The following is a 19,584-nucleotide window of genomic DNA, read 5'->3' on the forward strand; positions in this document are numbered from 1 at the left end:
CTCGTTTCATCTTACTCTGCCTTTCGCTCTCCAACGGGTTAGATTTCTGATGACGCGACATCTATCCTGACATGGAGGGGAAGCAAAGAAAGTATTTCGGCCGCCGGGCCGAGACCCGGCTTGGTTCCACGAAGGGCAATCACTTTACACACGACACAGGCATACAACGAACGCCTCTGGACTCCAGCCTGCGCTGGAGCGACGTAAGCATGATTACTGCTTATCGACCGAAACCCATCCCCATCCCAACCTTCCCCTTGAAAGGGAAGGAGTAAAACCATGCTTAAGCAACCTGTTTCAACTCCGTCAGCGCACCAATCACCACCCCAGCCAAGCGCAGCGCTAAACGCTATGCCAACAAATCCCGCATATCATCCGCATGTTCTTCTTCCTTCGCCATAATCCCCACCAGCATATGCCGCGTGGTCGGATCACTTTCGCCTATCTTTTCCAGCATCTGTCGATACGATTCGATAGCGACCCTTTCTGCGATCAGATTGGCGGTCAGCATGCCCCTGATGTCGTCGGCGTCGTTATATTCAGCGTGGCTGCGCGCCATCAAGGTGGCCGGGTTGAAATCAGGTTTGCCGTTCAATTGCACGATACGCTCTGCCAGCAAATCGGCATGCGCCTGTTCTTCTGCCGCATGCTGTAAAAATTCAGCCTTGATGGGGCTGTTATGTATGCCGGACGCGGTGTAGTAGTGACGCTTGTAACGCAGTATGCAGACCAGTTCGGTTGCCAGGGCACCATTCAGCATGGCGATGACTTCTTCGCGGCTACCCTGGTAACCAGCGGTGACGGCACCTTCGTCCATATTTTTGGCTGCTTCGCGAATGGCGGCTATATCCAGACCGTTGTGCTGGGCCTGTGCCTTGTTGACTTCATGCATGATGTTCTTCCTGTGATCGGTTCAAAAGCAAGTGACGGCAGATCGGGTATCAGGAACAGGCCTGCACACTGCCCCTGAGAACCATCGGACTATTTGCTGGCCACGCTGTGAACATAGCTTGGTAAAGATTTTTGCGGGCTGGACCGTATCATCATGGCGACTTTGCGGGTGTCGGCCAGCACTTCATTGACGGCTACTTCCAGCGTGTACACTTGTTCTTCGGCATTGCGCAGGGGTTCTGGTGTCTTGAACAAATGCCTGCTACGTTTTGCTAAAGCCTTTTCATATACTTCAAAGGCGAAATGCATTTCGGTATAGTCCATGATGATTCACTCCATAACTTGTTGTTGCGGGTTGTTGCTGGCTGTTGATGTTGCGGCCATTACAGTCAGTCGTTCTGGCCGCAGCTTCACTCTGCCTTGCTGTACCTCTGTGCTAGCTGATGCGGTTTCAAGTTGGCTTTCACCAGGCCTGAATCACATCCCTGTTCAGTTTTTTGGGTTGTAATACCCATGCACTTCATTGACCCAGGTCTGGTCAGCCATGTCTGGCCAACGGTCACTGTCAAAGCCAGGTGCTCTTTCGAAATGTTCTTTGTCGATATTCAGCACGAAGCGTTTGTTGACAGTGTCCAGGGTAAGTGCAGACCAAGGCACGGCAAACAGTTTTTCACCGATGGTGAGCAAACCACCATGCGCTACCACGGCATACGCTACACGACCAGTGCGCATGTCCAGCATGATTTCCTTGATGTCACCCAGATGTTCATCTGCATGATTGACGACATTGTCGCCAGTCAAGGTTTGTGCGCCCATCAGTTCCGGACCCGGACCCTTGTCAGGGGTGGCACCACTGCTGCCATTGCTGCCGTAACCATCCAAATTTTCGTTAATCATTTTAAATCCTTCACGTTGAGTCGAGACTTGAGTATGTCTGGTACTTCCTCATGTTTCGGTTCGATAACACACATAAAAATTTATTTTTTCATCACCCTGAAATTGAAGCGATACATGCTTTCGCCAACTGACGCCGACATGGATTTTTGTCTTTTGAATTTTTTTGCCCCCATATTGATCCACGGAAATAAATGCACATCCAAGCTCAGTTAATCATTTTTTTGGTGGTTATTTTAATAATTAATTTATAATCGAAACGATGTCGCCGGGCCCACTGCGAGATTGAACCGCGCATTGAACCTTGACTTCACTGCCAGCACGGCCCGCCTGCCTGACAGGGCAGGCAGGTGCGCTACTTTTCTCTGTTTTTTTGCAAAGGAATACGATATGCATGTGTATCAGAAAAGTGATAAATGGATAGAAGGGGAATACCCAGCCATCCTGGCGATAGGTGATTCATGGTTCTGGTATCCGGGCAATAATATTCTGCAAGCCCTGATACGCAACAAGTCCTTGCGCACGGATTATTCGAATATCCAGGCAGTGGGCAATAATGGCGCGCTGTTGCAGGAATATGTAGGTGCCGGCAAGTATGCAGCAGCGGTCGAGCGCAACCTGACACCGGATGCCAGAAAATACTATAACGTCTTCATGATCAGCGGTGCCGGCAATGATGCCGTCGATTACAAGCTGGCCCTGAAGGCAGACTGCAGCGGCATAACGGACCCTAAAACCTGTCTGGACCCCGTTGGTATCGACGATTTTTTGCGCAAGGTCTCCACTGCCATGGGCGGGCTGGTGCATGAAATACGCTGGGCATACAAAGATGCCGCCAAGCAGGTGCGCCCTATCTTTATTCACGGCTATGACTATCCAACCCCTGATGGGCGCGGCTTTGACATCCTCGACATTCCCATCGTCGGCCCCTGGTTAAAGCCCGCCCTCGATGCGGCCAAGGTAAAAAATGACGCGGCCTTTCGCCTGGCAGTCGTGCATGAACTGATAGCTCGCCTGAACGCAGTCTTCAAAACCTTTGATGACTGGCCCAATAACGTGGTCTACATCGATTCGCTTGGCACGCTCAGCAGTGGTGCTGACTATAGGAAAGACTGGGCGAATGAACTGCATCCCACCTCATCCGGCTTTGACAAAATTGTGGCGCAGCGCTGGATGCCGATTTTGAAGCAATGGGGGATAGCGAAGTAGGGGGCGGTGTTGCGGGTAAAAAGGGAAGGCGTGGTGCACTGTCTTTACGCAGTCTTCGCAGCATCTTGTGTCTGGATAATGCTGATCAAGCCGTGATGGTTGAGGTTGTGATTGTTAAACATGTTCTCTTGCCAGCGCCATCCTGTCATGCGCGGCATTGCACTCCGCCTGTCACCCCGGATTTTGCCCCGGATTTTCATCAGTTTATTTAACCGATGTTAACACATTGCTTTATTGCGCTCCTGTACTATTATTTCGAAGGCATCTTGCTTTCTGATGGCTGGGCGTCGTTCTAGTGCCAGCCCACAGTTTCTTGCCGGATAGCCTGCACAAAGCAGAGCGCTGAATTCTCACCATGACAGAATGCCGCCACGCGCGGCATCGGCAGATCGCTTCATAGTTAGATAGGACTTATGCAAAATTGTCCCAGCAAGGCTAACGCTTTTAGGAAACCTCCCTTACAGGGGAGGTTCGTTAGGTCGGCAGACAATATATTGTCTGAAACCCCGACTACACCGTAGCGAGGAAGACAGTACGAATAGTACAAGGTCTTAGTAAATGCAGGAGCTGCAACGCAGCTGGGGCAGTTTTGCATAAGTCCTCTTAGATTATCTTTACTTCAAACGTACCTGTAGTGGAGGCATATTATATGAACAAATTAAAAATCGGCTTTCGTCTTAATCTGGCGTTTGGCACCATGCTGGTGATGCTGATGGTGATCGCTTTTATCGGCTGGTCTTCATTGTCTGCCACCAAGACGCGCATGGATATTGTCGTCAACGAAAACAATGTCAAGATGGCGTTGTCGAATCGCATATTGTCAGATGTGAGTCTGGTTGCCCGCTCGGTGCGCAGTTACATCATCTACAAAGACAAGGATTTGCAGGCGACCATGCGCGGGCGTATCAACGATGCTTCCAAGAACCTGAACGCCGATGTAGAACGCCTTGGTGGCCTGGTACATAGCGAAAAAGCCAAACAACTTCATGCAGAGTTGAAAACCAAGGTGCCGGATATCTTGCGCCTGTTGAATAACGTGATGGAACTGGTCAACGCCGACAAGCTGGATGAAGCAACGGCTTTTTTACAAAATTCGGTACAAAAACAGCAGGATGGCACATTTGCCGCGCTGAACGAGATGATTCAATTGCTGGAAAAACAGAACCAGGAATTGGTTGGACAAATGCATGCCGAATACAATTTTGCAGTCAACTTCCTGCTGGCGTCCACCCTGCTTGCCTGTATGGCAGCAGCGGCGCTGGCATGGTCGATCACGCGCTCGATTACCCGCCCCATCAATGAAGCAGTCAGCATCGCCGAGACCGTTGCTGCCGGTGATTTGACGCGTCATATTGAAGTGCAGGGCAAGGATGAAGTCAGTCAATTGCTGGAGGCACTCAAGGCCATGACGGCCAGCCTGGCTACCATCGTCAGCGAAGTGCGTGTCGGCACCGACACCATCAGCACGGCATCGCAACAGATTGCTGCGGGCAACCAGGATTTGTCATCGCGTACCGAAGAACAGGCTAGCTCGCTGGAAGAAACCGCATCGTCGATGGAAGAACTGACCTCCACCGTCAAGCAAAATGCAGACAATGCACGCCAGGCCAATGTGCTGGCCAATTCCGCATCGGACGTGGCGGTCAAAGGCGGCAACGTGGTGCAACAGGTGGTTGAAACCATGGGGTCGATCAATGAATCGTCGAAGAAAATTGTCGACATCATCGGCGTCATCGATGGCATCGCCTTCCAGACCAATATCCTGGCGCTGAACGCCGCAGTAGAGGCCGCCCGTGCCGGTGAACAGGGTCGTGGCTTTGCCGTGGTCGCTTCCGAAGTGCGCAACCTGGCACAGCGTTCGGCATCGGCCGCCAAGGAAATCAAGGAACTGATCGGTGACTCGGTACAAAAAGTCGGCATGGGTGCCAGGCTGGTGGATGAAGCTGGCGTCACCATGGGCGAGATCGTGGATAGCGTCAGACGCGTGACGGACATCATTTCCGAAATTTCTTCTGCCAGCCAGGAACAGAATGCCGGCATTGAACAGATCAATCTGGCCATCACCCAGATGGACCAGGTCACCCAGCAAAATGCAGCCCTGGTGGAAGAAGCCGCCGCCGCAGCCGAAACCATGCAGGACCAGGCCGGCAAACTGGCCCATGTGGTGGATGTGTTCAAATTGAATGGCAACCAGCAAGGCGTGACGGCCGCAAGTATAAAGAGCACCACCAGCCAGCCGCAGCCAGCGCAGCAATCACAGCAAGCGCAGCAACCGCAGCGTCATGTCGTGCGCAAGGCACCCACCGCAGCCAGGCTGGCATCCAGTCCGGGTACCCGGCCCCGTAGTGCCGCGAAAGTGGCTACAGTGACAGAAGGGGAGTGGGAACAGTTTTAAGCTGCTCACACCCTGCATCGTCGACGAATTTTTATCGTCAGCAAAAAACCGTTGCGCTGGATCAGGCGCAGCGGTTTTTGTTTTTAAATGATCAGGAATCCACTATTGCGCGGTGCAGTCATCATGCTGGTTGATGTAATCATCTTGCTATTCAAAAACGGTTCTGTTACCTTTTCTCCTCCTTTTATTCTGCAAGCGCTATTCAATGCGCATATTAATTCATGAAACGTCTGCTAGCCATCTTCGTCGTCTTCCTTTTATCTGCCTGCGCGGCAACTGGTCCGGCTTATCAAGCTGCACCAGCACCGGCAGCAGGTCAGGCACTGGTTTATATATATCGTCTCAATACCGTGTATGGGGGTGGCCGCGATACCTATTTTTATGTTGATGGAAAAAATATCGCCGATCTGAGCGTCGAAGGGTATACCGCGTTCTACGTTCCTGCCGGCGAACACAAATTTGAACAGAAATGGCCTGCCGATATGCCACAAGGCAAGACCATCAATTTGTGGAAACTGTGGACGAAAGAAGATCCTGCTGACAGCGCAAAGAAACCGGGCCTGCAAGAAGGTGCCGTCAACTGGGAAGCTGGAAAAACGTATTACTACCGATTCTCGGCGGCTCCAAATGGACGCAATCAATACGAATGGATATTGGCAGAGATAACAGCCGAGCAAGCCTATCCTGATCTGAAGAAATCGAAATTGCAAAAGCCTTTCAACAATAAGTAAGGCACAAGCCCCGTTTGCACAATAGGTATTGTTGGCGAGCAATCGCCAGCAATTTGATCGCTTTACCGGTGCTATTCTTCAGCTTCCTCGTCAACACTGTTTTATTCCCCCCATCCACTGAACACGCATTCCCTGCAGAATTCTGTTGCCCCATAGATGATAAGAAGATTTTTTTGTCAGATTAATTGACAAAATGGTACAAGTAATCTACAAGTAATGCTCATCCTTCTTGTCCGGTAAAACACTGAGCGCCGTTGCCGCGACCTCAATTACCTGCCACCTGAACGACGCAGTGCACCTGAAAATGGGAATGTCATGCCTGAGCATATGCATCAAACTCGCAAGAAAGTCGATGGTGGCCAGGAAAATTCGCTCGCCCAGCACCAGCCTGTGGTGAAGACACAGCCACACATTGCACAATTGACCGAGGATGCTCGCACCGACATGAGCCCACCAATTAGCCCGCAATTTGTCGATCAGCGTCCGCAAGCCAAGCAGCTTAAAGCCTATAGCCACATGATGCAAAACAGCCCGCGTGCCGCCCAGCTCAGGGCGATGCAGAGCTTGATGAATAAAACCGTGCTGCAAAAGGCCGAAGAGGAAGAGCCGCTGCAGGAAAAGTCTGCCGACCAGGGTATTGCCCAATTAGCCGCACCAGCCACGCGAGCCACATTGGTCACACCCCAAGCCAACAACACCGGCTTGCCGAACCAACTCAAGGCAGGCATAGAGTCGCTTTCCGGCATGCGCATGGATCATGTCAAGGTCAACTACAACTCCGGCAAACCCGCACAGTTAAATGCCCACGCTTATGCCCAGGGCAGCGAGATTCATGTGGCACCGGGGCAGGAACAACACCTGCCACATGAAGCCTGGCACGTAGTGCAGCAGGCACAGGGACGGGTCAGGCCGACCATGCAGATGAAATTGAGTGTAGCGGTGAATGATGACGCCGGGCTGGAGGCAGAAGCCGATGCGATGGGTGCCAGGGCGCTGGATGTGGGGACTGGTATAGGTACTGGTATAGGTACTGGTATAGGTACTGGTATAGGTGGGCAGGTTGCACAGAGCATGGCTGTGGGTAATCCACGCACTGCTGTTCCTAATTATTCGGCAGTGCCGAATTACCACAGTCTGACGATGCCCTATCAGTTGATACGTTTCCGGCCTGATCCAGGCATATTGAATTGGGTGGCCAGCTTTCTACCTGATCAAAAAGAAGATGAAATACTGGCGCAGGAAAAGAAAGTGAAAGAGTTTCTGAATTCCATGATGCCATTTGAGAATAGCCGGGGTGGCGAGCAGATTCGCGCCTTAAAAACCCGCTTCGATCTGATTGAACAGTCGACCATTACCCCACAAGCTTATGCGACCACGTTGCGTAATCTCAAAGCAATTTTCTATCAGCTGGACAATATTTCCTCTACCATTACTAAAATCTGGGTAGATTACGACAAAGCCTATCCAGTGGAGGCTGCGGCATGGATCGATGAAAGCAGCCCCGGCCCGGATGCATCGCGGCTGGTGTATCTTGTCTGTGATACCTATTCGAACGTGAATCCTGTCTTAAGGACAGACAAAAACAAGGCCGTCATCAAGGCCGCCATTCTGGGCGAGCTGGATGCCTCCAAAATTCGTCAGGCTTCTGTGAAGGCGGGGCACCTGGAATTCGCTGAAAAACGCGTTGCCCTTTTAAGCCGCAATTTCAGGAAGATGCTGCAGCGTATTCAGGGTGACTGGGAACAGATACGTCATGAATATGAATTGTCTGAAACCCTGCGCTATGTGCATCTGACCGGTTCGGATTACCATAATGACGGACAAAGTGTCAGTATCCTTGAATCCAGTGATGGATCAAAAGCAGTGTACAAGCCCAGGTCGGTGAGCCCTGATACCCACCTCGGCGGTACAGGAGACAGCATGCTTTCCAGGTTGGTAGATGAATCAGGCACCGCTAAATTTATCCCGAAACAGGATAACCGCAGGGAGGAATACGGTTATATGCAGCATATTGCCAAAAGCAGATTGCTCACAGTGGAAGAGGCCAGAAACTATTATCATAAGATGGGGCGCATGGTCATTGCGACGAAGCTGCTTGGTGTCACGGACCTGCATCAGGAAAACATCTATACGACTCCAGATGGTACGCCCATGATAGTCGACGCCGAAACCTCTTTTTTACCTGATGTCATGATGTCCGAAGAGTGGAATTCGACCTTGATACGATCGACACTCAGGGATTTTTCCAAAGACGGTGCCAAGACACCCAATTACTTTTATACACTTGAAGAATTCACGGACTGGAAGGATGGAAACAAGGGATCTGAAGGCGAAGATGAACCAAGCGCCGAATACATGAGTAATGTGAGGCAGGCATCATACCAACCTGACGGCAAATACAATCGATATTTTGTCGAGGGAATGGCTGAAGCAATCCAAGTCGTATTGGATAACAAGGCCGCGCTGATCGAGCACTTGCAAAAACGGGTAAGCGCCATCAATGCGGTGCGTATCGTGCCGGTTGATACGTCAAACTTTAAGAATGGTATGCAGACCTACTACAGGAAAGCTGATAAAAAGAATGATGTGCTGGAGTGGTTGCTTGATTTAACCAAAGAATCCCTGGTTGGTAAGGGATATGTCATGGCAGATGGAAGTGATGCCGTGATCAAAAATGGCATGATTGCTGATTTCAATAACACGGATTTACCGATTTTCAGATACGAACCCAGTACCGATCAAGTGTTCTATCGTGGAATCGTCATCGCTGTGCATAAACCCGGCATCCAGGCTGCTATCGAACTGAGTGTAGAGCGCATCAGTAAAGCCAGGGTTGAGGAGGTGGAAAAAGATATCTATTAGGGAGTGCCCAAGTTTTTTCGACGATAGATGGGGCAAGGTTATACACACTGTTTTTTTGATTGCCAGCAGTTCGATACCAATGTCTTTGGCAGCATGAGCATGGCGCTGGATGTATTTCCTTTGACCTGGTGGACTGTAACAATTGAAAACAGAGTGCCTTCCGCTTGCGCGACGACCATGGCTGCGTTGCAAATGCTCGCGATAGTTCACTATCGCTCCGCTTTGCGCCTTGCCCTGATCGCCGGGCAAGCGTCTTTCACTTCTGTTTCAAAGTTACAGTCCACAGATAGGCGCAGGGGAATTTATTTGCTAAAATAATAAGAAAGGCCGCTGCAAACTTGTTTAAAAGGATGCCATGTCTGAGCATATTCATCAAACCCGCAACAACTCCGATAGTGCTGTGGGTAATACGCTCAATAAGGGGGCTGCCAACCGGCAGCAGGAAGATACGGCACAATTATCCCAGGAAGTTCCTGCCCGCATCAGCTCTGGATTTGTTGATCGCCGCCCCCAGATGCTTGCGCAAAGGCAACTGCAAGAGAGGGGAAATAATAGCCCGCAAGCCAGACAGTTGCAGGCATATAGCCACATGATGCAAAACAGCCCGCGTGCGATGCAGCTCAAGGCGCTACAGGCCATGATGCATAAGCCGCTGGTACAAAGAGCGGATGATGAAGCTCTCCAAACAAAATCTGCCAGTCAGGGTACTGCTCAATTAGCCGTGCAGGCTAACCCCAGACCCAATAATACCGGCCTGCCGAATCAACTCAAGGCAGGCATAGAATCCCTGTCCGGCATGAGCATGGATCATGTCAGGGTCAACTATAACTCCGGCAAACCTGCACAGTTAAATGCCCATGCTTACGCACAGGGCAGCGAAATCCATGTGGCACCCGGGCAAGAGCAACATGTGCCGCATGAAGCCTGGCATGTGGTGCAACAGGCGCAAGGGCGGGTGCGGCCGACCATGCAGATGAAGCAGGGGGTGTTGGTGAATGACGATGCAGGCCTGGAGGCCGAGGCGGATGTGATGGGGGCGAAAGCCCTGGGAGCCGGGGCCAGTTTGTCTGCCGGACAGCTTGAACCGGGCGGGCAGCATTCAGACCAGGGTGGAGATACGATTGGTTCCATCAGTCCGACCGGTGCTTCGCGCCAGTTGGTGACCGTCTACCCTGCGCAGGGCAGTTCTGCACCGGTGCAAATGTTGGATGTTGTTGGTGAAAATCATGATGAATCAAATTCGCAGCGAACTGCAGAAGAAGAATACACCAAACGTATTCGCGGTAAGGATGCCGGGTATTGGCAAGAGCATGAATTTGCGCTGGGCGTCGATGAAAAATGGGGAGATGACAAATATCTGAGAATGGCAGATATTGTATACCGGCTTAAGGAATATTACGTGGAACAGTCAACATCGGCGTGGAATTTTTTTCGTGAATTTGATCGAAGCGACAAAAGAAAAAATGCGGTTATCGATATACTGCGTAAGGTGATGCAAGTAGGTAAAACGCGCTTTATTATGGGAGTATCGAAAGAAATTTCGTCTGTTCTCGCGCTCAATAAAAAGGACAAGTTTCCTTATGTTGGCAAGTTGTCGTCAAGTAAGTTTCTTGAATGGGGCAATGAGTTTGTGAGCGTTAAGAAACTTCATGCTGCGACTTTACTGGCTCTCGAGGCGAATGATGCAGTGAGTAATTATGATGACGTTGTATTGGAGGTTGCCGTACAGATGGGCGCTATTGCAGACTTTGGAAAACAATCGGTAGCCAACTACTTTGTTGACAAAAAAAATATCACTCAGCAACGGTCAGAACATATGCATAATGCCGCAAACGCTGCTGCCGATAAGGTGGGTGTATGGAAAGTCGGTGAAACCCATGTTGATGATATGGAAAAGATAGAACAAGACAAGAAATATCTTCTTGTCCATAGAGGGAGTTTCATCACAGCCTTAAAGTGAGTTTGATACAGACAGGTACTGCGACGAAAATCGTCGCCATGGCCAAGCATTTTCTACTGCAGGGATGATGTTATCATTCCCCCCAATGAGATGATAAAAGGAAGCCCCATGCACCTGTTCAAACACGCCTTCACCACCTTGCTATTGACCACTGCAGGCTACATCGCCTGCACTGCCACCCTTGCCGCAGAAACCACCAGCGCAACAGCCTGGCAGCGCGTGCATCTGGCGGGCTATGATTTTCCGGTGTATGCCAACCACGACTTGGTGGCGGATGGCAGCAAAGACGGCAACAAAGACAGCAGCAAAATTCGCGAAGTGATTTTTATCCAGCATGGCATACAGCGCAATGGGGATGAGTATTATGCTGCCGCCATGAATCTGTTGAAAGCGGCTGGCAGGTCAGGGCAGGATGTGTTGATCATTGCGCCCAATTTTCCGGGCACGCCAGATGCAGACAAAGGCTTTACCGGCATGCCAGTGTGGACCGTGCAGGGCTGGACTGGTGGTGATGCGGCGCTGCCTGCCGCTGGTGTGCCGGCGGATTTAAGTTCCTTGCGGGTGCTGGATGACCTGGCCCTGATGGTGGCTGACAAAAAACGTTTTCCGCTGGTCAGCAAGATCAACTTTGTCGGCCATTCGGGGGGCGCGCAATTGATACATCGTTATGCCGTGCTGAATCATGTTGATGACCGCCTGCGCAGCCAGGGGCTGGATGTGCAGTATGTGGTGGCCAACCCTTCTTCGTATCTGTACTTCACATCAGACCGCCCAGGTGCCAAGGGCTTTGCGCCGTATGACACGACGGTGTGTGCGAATTATGATGATTACCGCTATGGCATGCAGCACATGGTGGCATATGCCAACAAGATGAGCGGCGATGAATTATACCGGCGCTACCAGAAACGCCAGGTCACTTACCTGGCAGGCACCAGCGACAATGACCCCAATCACCGCGTGCTGGATAAATCCTGTGGTGCCGAAGCAGAGGGCCCCAACCGCCTGGAACGTGCACGCGGATACTGGCATTATGAAGCCCTGCTCGATACGCAACTGGCCGCGCAGGTAGCAGGAAAAGTGCAGGCCAGGGCAGAACCCAAAACCACAGCGGCGGCGAATGCAAATCCGGCTTTGGCCTTGCCCGTGGGTATTCCCCCTTTGATGTCCATGCACCAGTATCTGGAAGTGAACGGTGTTGGTCATGATCAGGAGCGCATGTTCGGTTCCCAGTGTGGCATGCAGGCGGTGTTTGGGGTGGCGGTTAGCGATGTGGGAAAAGGGGCGACATGCAAGGTGATCAATCCTTGAAAAGTCGTTTTGCGATGACGGATTTTTGTGCGTGAAATCGGACAGAAAATCGGGCGGGATCGGTGCGCGTGGCGCACCCTACAAAGAACGTAAAATTGCTGCGGTGTAGGGTGCGCCGCGCGCACCGATTGACGTTAAATTTTATCGTAACACATCTTATTTGCATACGCTTATCGGATCAAGCACCCCACCAAAACGCTGCAATGCCATCACCCGCATGATCAATGCCTGTTCTGGCGTGATGACGAGGGCGTTTTGTGGTGCTGTGCCTTGCGTCATCAACAAAGCCCTGTCTTGCGTATGCGCCAGGCCAAGCACATGGCCCAGCTCATGGCCGAGTGGCTTGCCCATAGCGAAATAGCGATTGGCGTGTCTGTCCGGACGGTTCATCAGCACGTCATTGAATACCGCTTTACCGGCCGGCAGATTACCAAAGGCATCGGCCACCGTGCCTGCCGGATTCGGCATGGCGGCTGCAAAAATGACTGATAGCTGGTTGATATGGTCAGTCCATGCCGGTATCTCTGACGCAGGCCTGAACCTGAAATGGAAGACAATGCGCGCCTGCTGATAGTAGCGGTTGACCAGTTCCATATAGGGCAGCAATTGTTCCTGCTTGGTCCAGATGGCAGAGTCTTTGAAATACACATCGACATTGACGCCTATCAGCTTATTGCTTTCTGCTGCTGCACACAGGGCGGCGTTTGCTTCACAGCCCGGCTGCTGATTCGGGAAAATACGCAATTCACGCGGCAGGCTGGCCGCGTGCAATGGTGACCAGTCTTGCGGCTGCCATTGGTATTCAGGCGGCAAGAGGTGGCTGCACTCTGGTGCTGGGCTGGTGCCATCCGTACTGGCTGCCGCGACATACCCTGTGGTGCCAGCGAGCAGGGCGGCCAGGCCAGCAAACCGCAAGAACCGGGTGCACTGGATCAGCAGATGGCCATGCATGGGAATAAGTTTCATCTGTGTGTCATCAATAAGGTGTGGGTAGGCATACACAGTTTAACTCTTCAAGATTGATTCGGGTATCTACAGAAAGGCGTTGAAATTAATGCATTTTTGTTATCTAATTGGCGCTTGCTACCCATACTGAAGCTTCGTATCGTCCCAAGACTAGCCACAACTATCCCATCAAATAAATCTGTCATGGTTTGAACCTTTTGGCATCTATTCCGTATTAACGCGGGCAACACCTGTTCTTTCGCTTCTTGCGACAGGGCGGGGTGCGCTGCGCCAAGCAAGAACAACATAACCTGAAGGAGACATCATGATACGAAAGTTATTCAAACAGTCGCAGTGCGCCACCGTCCTGGTACTGAGCGGGGTACTGAGTGCTTGCGGCGGCAACAATGTGGTCGTGCCCGTCAACAAGGTGGCGACTTTATCGGCGACACAAGAGGTGAGTGATGTCGGTTCATTGGCAAAAGGCACCGGCATCATCAGCGTCAATACAGAAACCGGCCAGATCAGCGGGTCCATCACCGTCGTTGACATGGTGGCTACCGCAGCCCACATCCACCTCGGTGCCGCCGGGGAAAACGGCGCGGTGATCGTGCCGATGACACAGGATGCTGTCATTCCAGCGAAATGGAACATCCCCACCGGTGCCACGCTGACGCAGGACCAAATCGCCAGTTTCAAAGCGGGTAACCTGTATTTCAACGCCCATTCTGTCAAATTCCCTGCGGGAGAAATTCGCGGACAGATCGGACGTGAAGTTGTGCTTGCCCATCTTTCCGGCTCGCAAGAAAATCCGCAAAACAGTGCCGCCGGTACTGGCCTGGGTGTGATCTCGCTTGACCCTGTGACAAAGACAGCAGACATCACATTAACCTACGCCAACATTGTGCCGACGGCGGCCCATGTACATACTGGCGCGCTGACTGTCAGCGGCCCGGTCACTTTCCAGATCGGCACGCCTGCGGCAAATAAATATGCGGTCAGCGGCGTCGCGTTTACGGATGCGCAGATCAGCGATTTCCGTAACAAAGCCATGTATTTCAATATCCATACGACCGATCTGCCAGCGGGCGAAATTCGTGGGCAGATCGGCTACCAGGTCCGTATTGCCAGCATGAACGGCGCACAAGAAAATCCGCCGATTACGCGGCCGTCCTCCGGTGTGGGGTTTGCCGCCTACGATCCGGATACGAAGACGGTGTTCGGCATGCTGACAGTCGCTGGCTTCACGCCGACTAACGCCCACATCCATCGTGGCGCTGCCGGCACCAACGGCGCGGTATTGATACCCTTCACGGTTTCGACCACATCGGCACTAAACTGGGCATCAAGCGGCCTGGTGCCACTGGCCGACGCCGATGCGATCTTGCTGTTTGAACAGGGCTTGTACATGAATGCCCACAGCGCACTTTCGCCCGCTGGTGAAATACGGGGGCAGTTGGTACCCAATAAATAAGCTGGTGGCATCCACACCGGGCTGGCGGATGGGATGCCGGCACTGTGTGGGTGCGGATGGGCGCAAAACCAGGCAAGCCGGCTGGTTGCTGACGAGCCGTGTTAAAGTGTGGCCTTCGTCACACCACCCTGTTGGGGCAATTTTGCGCAAGTCCTGTCTGATATGTCTGTTATGTCTGTGGTTTGCCCTGGCCGGCTGTCAAAAGCCAGCGGAACCTAAAGCCGGTGCAAGCACTGCCAGTGCTTCTGCCATGCCCGGCGTATTATCTGCGGCGTCATTTGAAGGCCAGGACCAGGCATCGCAGGCGGCTGCCACACTCACTTACAGCGGCCCGCTGGGCTTGGCCATGGGGATCACTGAAGCTGAATTGACCAACAAACTGGCGTATAGCGCATCAGACAAGCCAAGACATCTGTACACCGGCACGCCACCCCAGCCCATGGCGGATTTTTCTGATTATTTTGCCCTGGCCACACCCTTGAGCGGCGTGTGCAAGATTGGTGGGTATGCCCGTTTTGATACCGTCAATGGCAATGGTGAACAGCTCAGAGCGGCGGCAGACCGCATGGCTGCCAGCCTGGAAGAAAAATACGGCAAACCCAGCAAGAAAAAAGACGCCATCAGCGCCGATGTGTATCGCAGAAAACCACAATACTGGATGGTGGGCCTGAAAGAAGGTTCCGTCAGCTATGGCTATCGGTGGGCTGCCGGTAAAACGGTAAAAGACTTGCCCGACGATATCATGAACATCATCGTCTACGCCCAGGCAGAAACCATCCATCAGGGTGGGGTAGGGGTGATCTATGAATTTTCCAATTATGCGGATTGCCAGAAAGAGTTGAAGAAAGAAAAGACCCAAAAGCTGTAAGGCGAGGGCTTGCTTTTTCACTTTTGTCTTTCACCCCACATCCCCCTATCAAACGAACCAGTGCCCTCCCGGCAATTAGCGCTTGTTGTCTTATTGATCATGTTGTAATCTCTTGTTTGATCGTGCGCATTTTTCCTATTCAGCAGGGCCACCATGAAAGCACCTCTTTTCGCTAAAGCTGAACTCCGTCAGCCAGGGCCTGTGGCAGGAGTGGATGCGCGGCAAAGGCAGGCAGTGGCTGCCAGCGTGCATGATCAGCGGCCCGCCGCCCTTGCGCAGCGGAAGTTGCAGCAAATGGCCAACCAGAGTCCGCAAGCACGGCGCCTGCAAGCCTGTGCGCAGTTGATGGAACAGGGCAGACCAAGCAAACCGGCGGCATCTGTTGCACAGGCCAATGGCTTGCCAGTCCAGTTAAAAGCGGGGATAGAAGCCCTGTCCGGCATGCGCATGGACCATGTGCGCGTGCATTACAATTCACCCAGACCGGCCCAGTTAAAGGCGCATGCCTTTGCCCAGGGCAATGCCATCCACCTGGCACCCGGGCAAGAACGGCATTTGCCGCATGAAGCCTGGCATGTGGTCCAGCAGGCGCAAGGCCGGGTTCGCCCCACGCTGAAAATCAAGCAGGGCGTTGCCGTCAATGACGATGTCGGCCTGGAGCAAGAAGCCGATGCCATGGGGGCCAAGGCATTGAACCAGGGCGGGGCGATGCAGCAAAAGCGGCTGGCGCAAAGCCAGGCTGACATACCGCCTTCATCCCCACGTACAGCACCTGAAGCTTACCAGCTACATCAACACCTGACCGTGCAGCGTATTGTCCACAAAGGGAAAACAGTCAAGTCACAGGCGTATCAGAAGGTGGTCAAGCTGGACGGTGTCAGTAAAAAAGACATGCGCGATAAAATGGATGATCCAGACAAGCATTATATCTACGACAAAATCAATAAGACGCTGAAAGAAGTTCCAGCGCCAAGCGACAAGAAGAAAAAAGAAAAATCCATCTTTGTTCTTGAACATGAGCGGAAATCCCGGCTGGTAAAAAACCAAAATCTCCAGGTCAATTTAAAAAAACGCAAACGTGTTGAAGATATTTTTGAAGTGTCTGAAAATATTTTAAAAAAGGCGAAAACCCAAAAAGGAAACAAGGTCAATGATCTTCACCTGGTATTAAAAAACATGTTTGATCATGTGATTGACAGAAGCAGCAATGCCTTGTTCACCAAGCATTTTTCTTTAGGAAAAGTAAAATTTTCAGTCAAGGTAGAGAACCCAAGCAATCTTGGTACGTACAAGGATTTGCTGGCCGTTACCCATGTTTCCCTGGCCGGAACAAAAGGCAAAAGCAGCTATGCCAGCCTGACTGAAAATAAATTCTATCCCACCGTCGGTGCTGGAAGCGAGCACTTCAAATACCTGTATGCCCTGGAAGCCTTGCGCAACCATGAATTTATTCCGTCGCTGGTGTTGAAGAGCCAGCAGGTGGAAAGTATGAAAATCGATACCGAAGACGTCATCAATCCTGAAAAATTTGGCGTGCATGAATTAAGTGGTGCTGCTGGCAAGGACCGCGATCTGTTTGAAAATCAACGCATCAATAATACCGACAGGTTGCTCGATGAGATTGATGATAACGACGACTTGAAAAAGAAAATATTGACTGACCCCGATGGTTACGAGAAAGAATGTGAAGACATGTGCGCCATTCAGTGATGCGACTTGGTATTAACAAAAAGCCACCCAGGCTGTATGGTAGCCGGGGTGGCTTTTAGAAAGTTTTGCTTACTTCAAACGCAGTTGCAACTCAGCCCCTGCCTGCAACATCGCCGAGCGTACTGCCGGTACCGTGCTCAGCACATTCAACAGGCCAAAGTCATGAATCATGCCCTTGTAGCGGACGGTAGTAACGGCCACACCGGCACCGGCCAGTTTCTGGCCATAGGCTTCGCCTTCATCGCGCAAGACATCAAATTCTGCGGTCTGTATCAGCGTTGGTGGCAAACCCTTTAACTGCTCGGTGCTGGCTTGCAGGGGCGATGCATGGATTTCCTTGCGCTTTGCCAGGTCAGTGGTGTAATTGTCCCAGAACCATTTCATCATATTGCGGGTCAGGAAATGGCCATCGGCAAATTGCTGGTAAGACGCATTGTCGAAACTAGCATCCGTCACCGGCCACAGCAAGACTTGTGAACGCAGCTTGGGTTCGCCTTTTTCTTTCGCCATCAGGCTGACCACAGCGGCCATGTTACCGCCGACGCTATTGCCTGCCACCGCCAGGCGGCTACCATCGACCTGGATGTCCTTGCCATGTTCTGCCACCCATTTGGTCGCTGCATACGCCTGCTGTATGGCGACGCCATAACCGGCTTCTGGTGACGGCGTGTAATTCACGAAGACAGCCACTGCGCCAGATTGGGCGACAAGGTCACGCACCAGGCGTTCATGGGTAGGGTAATCACCCAGCACCCAGCCACCACCGTGGAAGAACATAAAAGCTGGCAAGGTTTTCTTGACACCCGCCGGGCGCACGATGGTCAGCTTGACGTCGCTGCCGTCCAACCTGACGATTTTTTCAGAGACATCGGCCTTGGGCAAAACCAGCTTCACGCCTGCCTGTGCACCGACCAGCACACCGCGTGCGTCGGCGACAGACAATTGTTCCAGCGGCTTGCCGCCACCGGCCTGCAAGGCTTCCAGGAATGCCTGGGTAGTTGGTTCCACGCCCGGGCTGCCGGCGGCAAAGGCATTGGTGAGGGATAAGCTGATGGCAGTCGCTGCCAGCATGGTTTTCAAGTGTTTCATGGTCTGTCCTGTGATGATGGATGGGGTGGGGTGGTGTGGCGTGCCAGATTTAAACCAGGGTCAATGTGACGTCGATGTTATTGCGCGTCGCATTGGAGTATGGGCAGACGATATGGGCGCGGGCAATCAGGTCTTCGGCCACGGTTTTGTCCATGCCGGGCAGGCTGATTTTCAGTTCAACTTCTATTCCGAAACCTTGTGGTATTGCACCAATGCCGACACTGCCATTGACTTCAACATCTGCCGGAATGGCGATCTTGTCACGCTGACCGACAAATTTCATCGCCCCCAGAAAGCAGGCCGAATAACCGGCAGCAAACAATTGCTCGGGATTGGTCGCCGCACCGCCAGCACCACCCAATTCTTTCGGGGTAGACAGCTTGATATCCAGTACGCCATCCGAAGAGACGGCACGACCATCACGGCCACCAGTGGCTTTGGCATAGGCACGATAGAGAACTTGAGCTATAGACATACAACTTCCTTTCAGTGAGTGCAGCCGGGTATGGCTGCGAAAATAAAACAATGGGTTTGCTACGGTGTTGCTTGCTTTGTTGCTGCTTTGTTGCTGTTGCTTTATTGCTTGTTGAGTCGTGAATTTAAATCGCTTTAAAATAAATAGTGCGCTATATAAATAATATGAAGCGCATCGCAATCACTGATGATGCACTTGCCTGTTGTCGCAACCATTACCTTGTAACCTCTTATTTAAGTAGATTGCTATTATATAGCGAACTATTTAAATAATAAAAATCCGACTTGCGAAAAACTGCTTTAACTTCCTTGCATAACACGCCTGCGTAGGTGCGATTAGCGTAGCGTAATCGCACGTATGTTGTGCCTGAAAATCACGAAGATATTTCAAATCAGCAGTTAACGATAGCAAACCGTGACTCACATACGTACGATTACGCTTCTCTAATCGTACCTACTGCATCCAGCCTGCGTCGGTGAGATTAGCGTAGCGCAATCGTACTAAGCGCACGCATGTTGTGCCTGAAAATGACAAAGACATTTCAAATCAACAGCTAAAGATAGCAAACCGTGACTCACATACGTACGATTACTCTTCGCTAATCGTACCTACTGCATCCAGCCTGCGTAGGTGCGATTAGCGCAGCGTAATCGCACGTATGTTGCGCCTGAAAATGACAAAGACATTTCAAATCAACAGCTAAAGATAGCAAACCGTGACTCACATACGTACGATTACACTTCTCTAATCGTACCTACTGCTACTGTATTTAC

The 19,584-nt window shown here is 51.7% G+C and carries 16 protein-coding genes; 10 read left to right on the forward strand and 6 right to left on the reverse strand.

What is annotated here, in order from left to right; translation table 11 throughout:
* Window positions 1–349 precede the first annotated feature (349 nt).
* The 3 genes from ACO0K9_RS24315 to ACO0K9_RS24325 form a co-directional block, all read right to left on the reverse strand.
* On the reverse strand, window positions 350–892 hold the full coding sequence (locus ACO0K9_RS24315) for a ferritin-like domain-containing protein (RefSeq protein WP_422989286.1): 543 nt from the start codon (window positions 890–892) through the stop codon (window positions 350–352).
* 89 nt (window positions 893–981) lie between these two features.
* Window positions 982–1,215: a hypothetical protein gene (locus ACO0K9_RS24320; protein ID WP_422989288.1), complete on the reverse strand. Its 234-nt coding sequence runs from the start codon at window positions 1,213–1,215 to the stop codon at window positions 982–984.
* A 165-nt stretch (window positions 1,216–1,380) separates the two neighbouring features.
* Window positions 1,381–1,788 (reverse strand): PRC-barrel domain-containing protein, encoded by a 408-nt coding sequence (locus tag ACO0K9_RS24325; RefSeq protein WP_422989290.1) that lies wholly within the window; start codon window positions 1,786–1,788, stop codon window positions 1,381–1,383.
* A 387-nt stretch (window positions 1,789–2,175) separates the two neighbouring features.
* Here ACO0K9_RS24325 and ACO0K9_RS24330 point away from each other — a divergent pair, with 387 nt between their 5' ends.
* The 7 genes from ACO0K9_RS24330 to ACO0K9_RS24360 all read left to right on the forward strand — a co-directional run bounded on the left by ACO0K9_RS24330 (window position 2,176) and on the right by ACO0K9_RS24360 (window position 12,250).
* Entirely contained in the window at window positions 2,176–2,994 is an 819-nt protein-coding gene (locus ACO0K9_RS24330) for a hypothetical protein (protein WP_422989292.1), read from the forward strand.
* 649 nt (window positions 2,995–3,643) lie between these two features.
* Window positions 3,644–5,389: a methyl-accepting chemotaxis protein gene (locus tag ACO0K9_RS24335; RefSeq protein WP_422989294.1), complete on the forward strand. Its 1,746-nt coding sequence runs from the start codon at window positions 3,644–3,646 to the stop codon at window positions 5,387–5,389.
* 221 nt (window positions 5,390–5,610) lie between these two features.
* Window positions 5,611–6,120 carry a DUF2846 domain-containing protein gene (locus ACO0K9_RS24340; RefSeq protein WP_422989296.1) on the forward strand — a complete coding sequence of 170 codons (510 nt, stop codon included), beginning with the start codon at window positions 5,611–5,613 and terminating at the stop codon, window positions 6,118–6,120.
* A gap of 315 nt (window positions 6,121–6,435) precedes the next feature.
* On the forward strand, window positions 6,436–8,982 hold the full coding sequence (locus tag ACO0K9_RS24345; RefSeq protein ID WP_422989298.1) for a DUF4135 domain-containing protein: 2,547 nt from the start codon (window positions 6,436–6,438) through the stop codon (window positions 8,980–8,982).
* A gap of 27 nt (window positions 8,983–9,009) precedes the next feature.
* Window positions 9,010–9,300, forward strand: coding sequence for a hypothetical protein (locus ACO0K9_RS24350; protein ID WP_422989300.1), 291 nt, complete (start codon window positions 9,010–9,012; stop codon window positions 9,298–9,300).
* Between the two features lie 37 nt (window positions 9,301–9,337).
* Entirely contained in the window at window positions 9,338–10,942 is a 1,605-nt protein-coding gene (locus ACO0K9_RS24355) for an eCIS core domain-containing protein (protein WP_422989302.1), read from the forward strand.
* A 108-nt stretch (window positions 10,943–11,050) separates the two neighbouring features.
* Window positions 11,051–12,250, forward strand: coding sequence for a hypothetical protein (locus tag ACO0K9_RS24360; RefSeq protein WP_422989304.1), 1,200 nt, complete (start codon window positions 11,051–11,053; stop codon window positions 12,248–12,250).
* Between the two features lie 156 nt (window positions 12,251–12,406).
* On the opposite strand, the gene ACO0K9_RS24365 is transcribed toward ACO0K9_RS24360, so the two are convergent.
* Window positions 12,407–13,216 carry a matrixin family metalloprotease gene (locus tag ACO0K9_RS24365; protein ID WP_422989306.1) on the reverse strand — a complete coding sequence of 270 codons (810 nt, stop codon included), beginning with the start codon at window positions 13,214–13,216 and terminating at the stop codon, window positions 12,407–12,409.
* 304 nt (window positions 13,217–13,520) lie between these two features.
* Here ACO0K9_RS24365 and ACO0K9_RS24370 point away from each other — a divergent pair, with 304 nt between their 5' ends.
* The 3 genes from ACO0K9_RS24370 to ACO0K9_RS24380 all read left to right on the forward strand — a co-directional run bounded on the left by ACO0K9_RS24370 (window position 13,521) and on the right by ACO0K9_RS24380 (window position 17,247).
* The gene (locus ACO0K9_RS24370; RefSeq protein ID WP_422989307.1) at window positions 13,521–14,669 is read left to right on the forward strand and encodes a CHRD domain-containing protein; all 1,149 of its coding nucleotides are present in this window, start codon (window positions 13,521–13,523) and stop codon (window positions 14,667–14,669) included.
* Between the two features lie 4 nt (window positions 14,670–14,673).
* Complete coding sequence (locus ACO0K9_RS24375; RefSeq protein WP_422989309.1) at window positions 14,674–15,537, forward strand: hypothetical protein; 864 nt, start codon at window positions 14,674–14,676, stop codon at window positions 15,535–15,537.
* 153 nt (window positions 15,538–15,690) lie between these two features.
* Window positions 15,691–17,247: a DUF4157 domain-containing protein gene (locus ACO0K9_RS24380; protein ID WP_422989311.1), complete on the forward strand. Its 1,557-nt coding sequence runs from the start codon at window positions 15,691–15,693 to the stop codon at window positions 17,245–17,247.
* 69 nt (window positions 17,248–17,316) lie between these two features.
* Here ACO0K9_RS24380 and ACO0K9_RS24385 read toward each other — a convergent pair whose 3' ends face one another.
* Together ACO0K9_RS24385 and ACO0K9_RS24390 are read right to left on the reverse strand one after the other, a co-directional pair.
* A complete protein-coding gene (locus ACO0K9_RS24385) occupies window positions 17,317–18,336 on the reverse strand; it encodes an alpha/beta hydrolase (protein WP_422989313.1) in 1,020 nt (339 codons plus the stop codon).
* Between the two features lie 49 nt (window positions 18,337–18,385).
* Window positions 18,386–18,811 (reverse strand): organic hydroperoxide resistance protein, encoded by a 426-nt coding sequence (locus ACO0K9_RS24390; protein WP_186950680.1) that lies wholly within the window; start codon window positions 18,809–18,811, stop codon window positions 18,386–18,388.
* Between the last annotated feature and the right edge of the window lie 773 nt (window positions 18,812–19,584).

This window comes from Undibacterium sp. Ji50W, from assembly GCF_049340445.1.
Classification (GTDB): domain Bacteria; phylum Pseudomonadota; class Gammaproteobacteria; order Burkholderiales; family Burkholderiaceae_D; genus Undibacterium.

Coding starts and splice junctions, on each gene's coding strand:
- ACO0K9_RS24315 (WP_422989286.1), bottom strand. CDS start 892: ATGCATGAAGTCAACAAGGCACAGGCCCAGCACAACGGTCTGGATATA.
- ACO0K9_RS24320 (WP_422989288.1), bottom strand. CDS start 1,215: ATGGACTATACCGAAATGCATTTCGCCTTTGAAGTATATGAAAAGGCT.
- ACO0K9_RS24325 (WP_422989290.1), bottom strand. CDS start 1,788: ATGATTAACGAAAATTTGGATGGTTACGGCAGCAATGGCAGCAGTGGT.
- ACO0K9_RS24330 (WP_422989292.1), top strand. CDS start 2,176: ATGCATGTGTATCAGAAAAGTGATAAATGGATAGAAGGGGAATACCCA.
- ACO0K9_RS24335 (WP_422989294.1), top strand. CDS start 3,644: ATGAACAAATTAAAAATCGGCTTTCGTCTTAATCTGGCGTTTGGCACC.
- ACO0K9_RS24340 (WP_422989296.1), top strand. CDS start 5,611: ATGAAACGTCTGCTAGCCATCTTCGTCGTCTTCCTTTTATCTGCCTGC.
- ACO0K9_RS24345 (WP_422989298.1), top strand. CDS start 6,436: ATGCCTGAGCATATGCATCAAACTCGCAAGAAAGTCGATGGTGGCCAG.
- ACO0K9_RS24350 (WP_422989300.1), top strand. CDS start 9,010: ATGGGGCAAGGTTATACACACTGTTTTTTTGATTGCCAGCAGTTCGAT.
- ACO0K9_RS24355 (WP_422989302.1), top strand. CDS start 9,338: ATGTCTGAGCATATTCATCAAACCCGCAACAACTCCGATAGTGCTGTG.
- ACO0K9_RS24360 (WP_422989304.1), top strand. CDS start 11,051: ATGCACCTGTTCAAACACGCCTTCACCACCTTGCTATTGACCACTGCA.
- ACO0K9_RS24365 (WP_422989306.1), bottom strand. CDS start 13,216: ATGAAACTTATTCCCATGCATGGCCATCTGCTGATCCAGTGCACCCGG.
- ACO0K9_RS24370 (WP_422989307.1), top strand. CDS start 13,521: ATGATACGAAAGTTATTCAAACAGTCGCAGTGCGCCACCGTCCTGGTA.
- ACO0K9_RS24380 (WP_422989311.1), top strand. CDS start 15,691: ATGAAAGCACCTCTTTTCGCTAAAGCTGAACTCCGTCAGCCAGGGCCT.
- ACO0K9_RS24385 (WP_422989313.1), bottom strand. CDS start 18,336: ATGAAACACTTGAAAACCATGCTGGCAGCGACTGCCATCAGCTTATCC.
- ACO0K9_RS24390 (WP_186950680.1), bottom strand. CDS start 18,811: ATGTCTATAGCTCAAGTTCTCTATCGTGCCTATGCCAAAGCCACTGGT.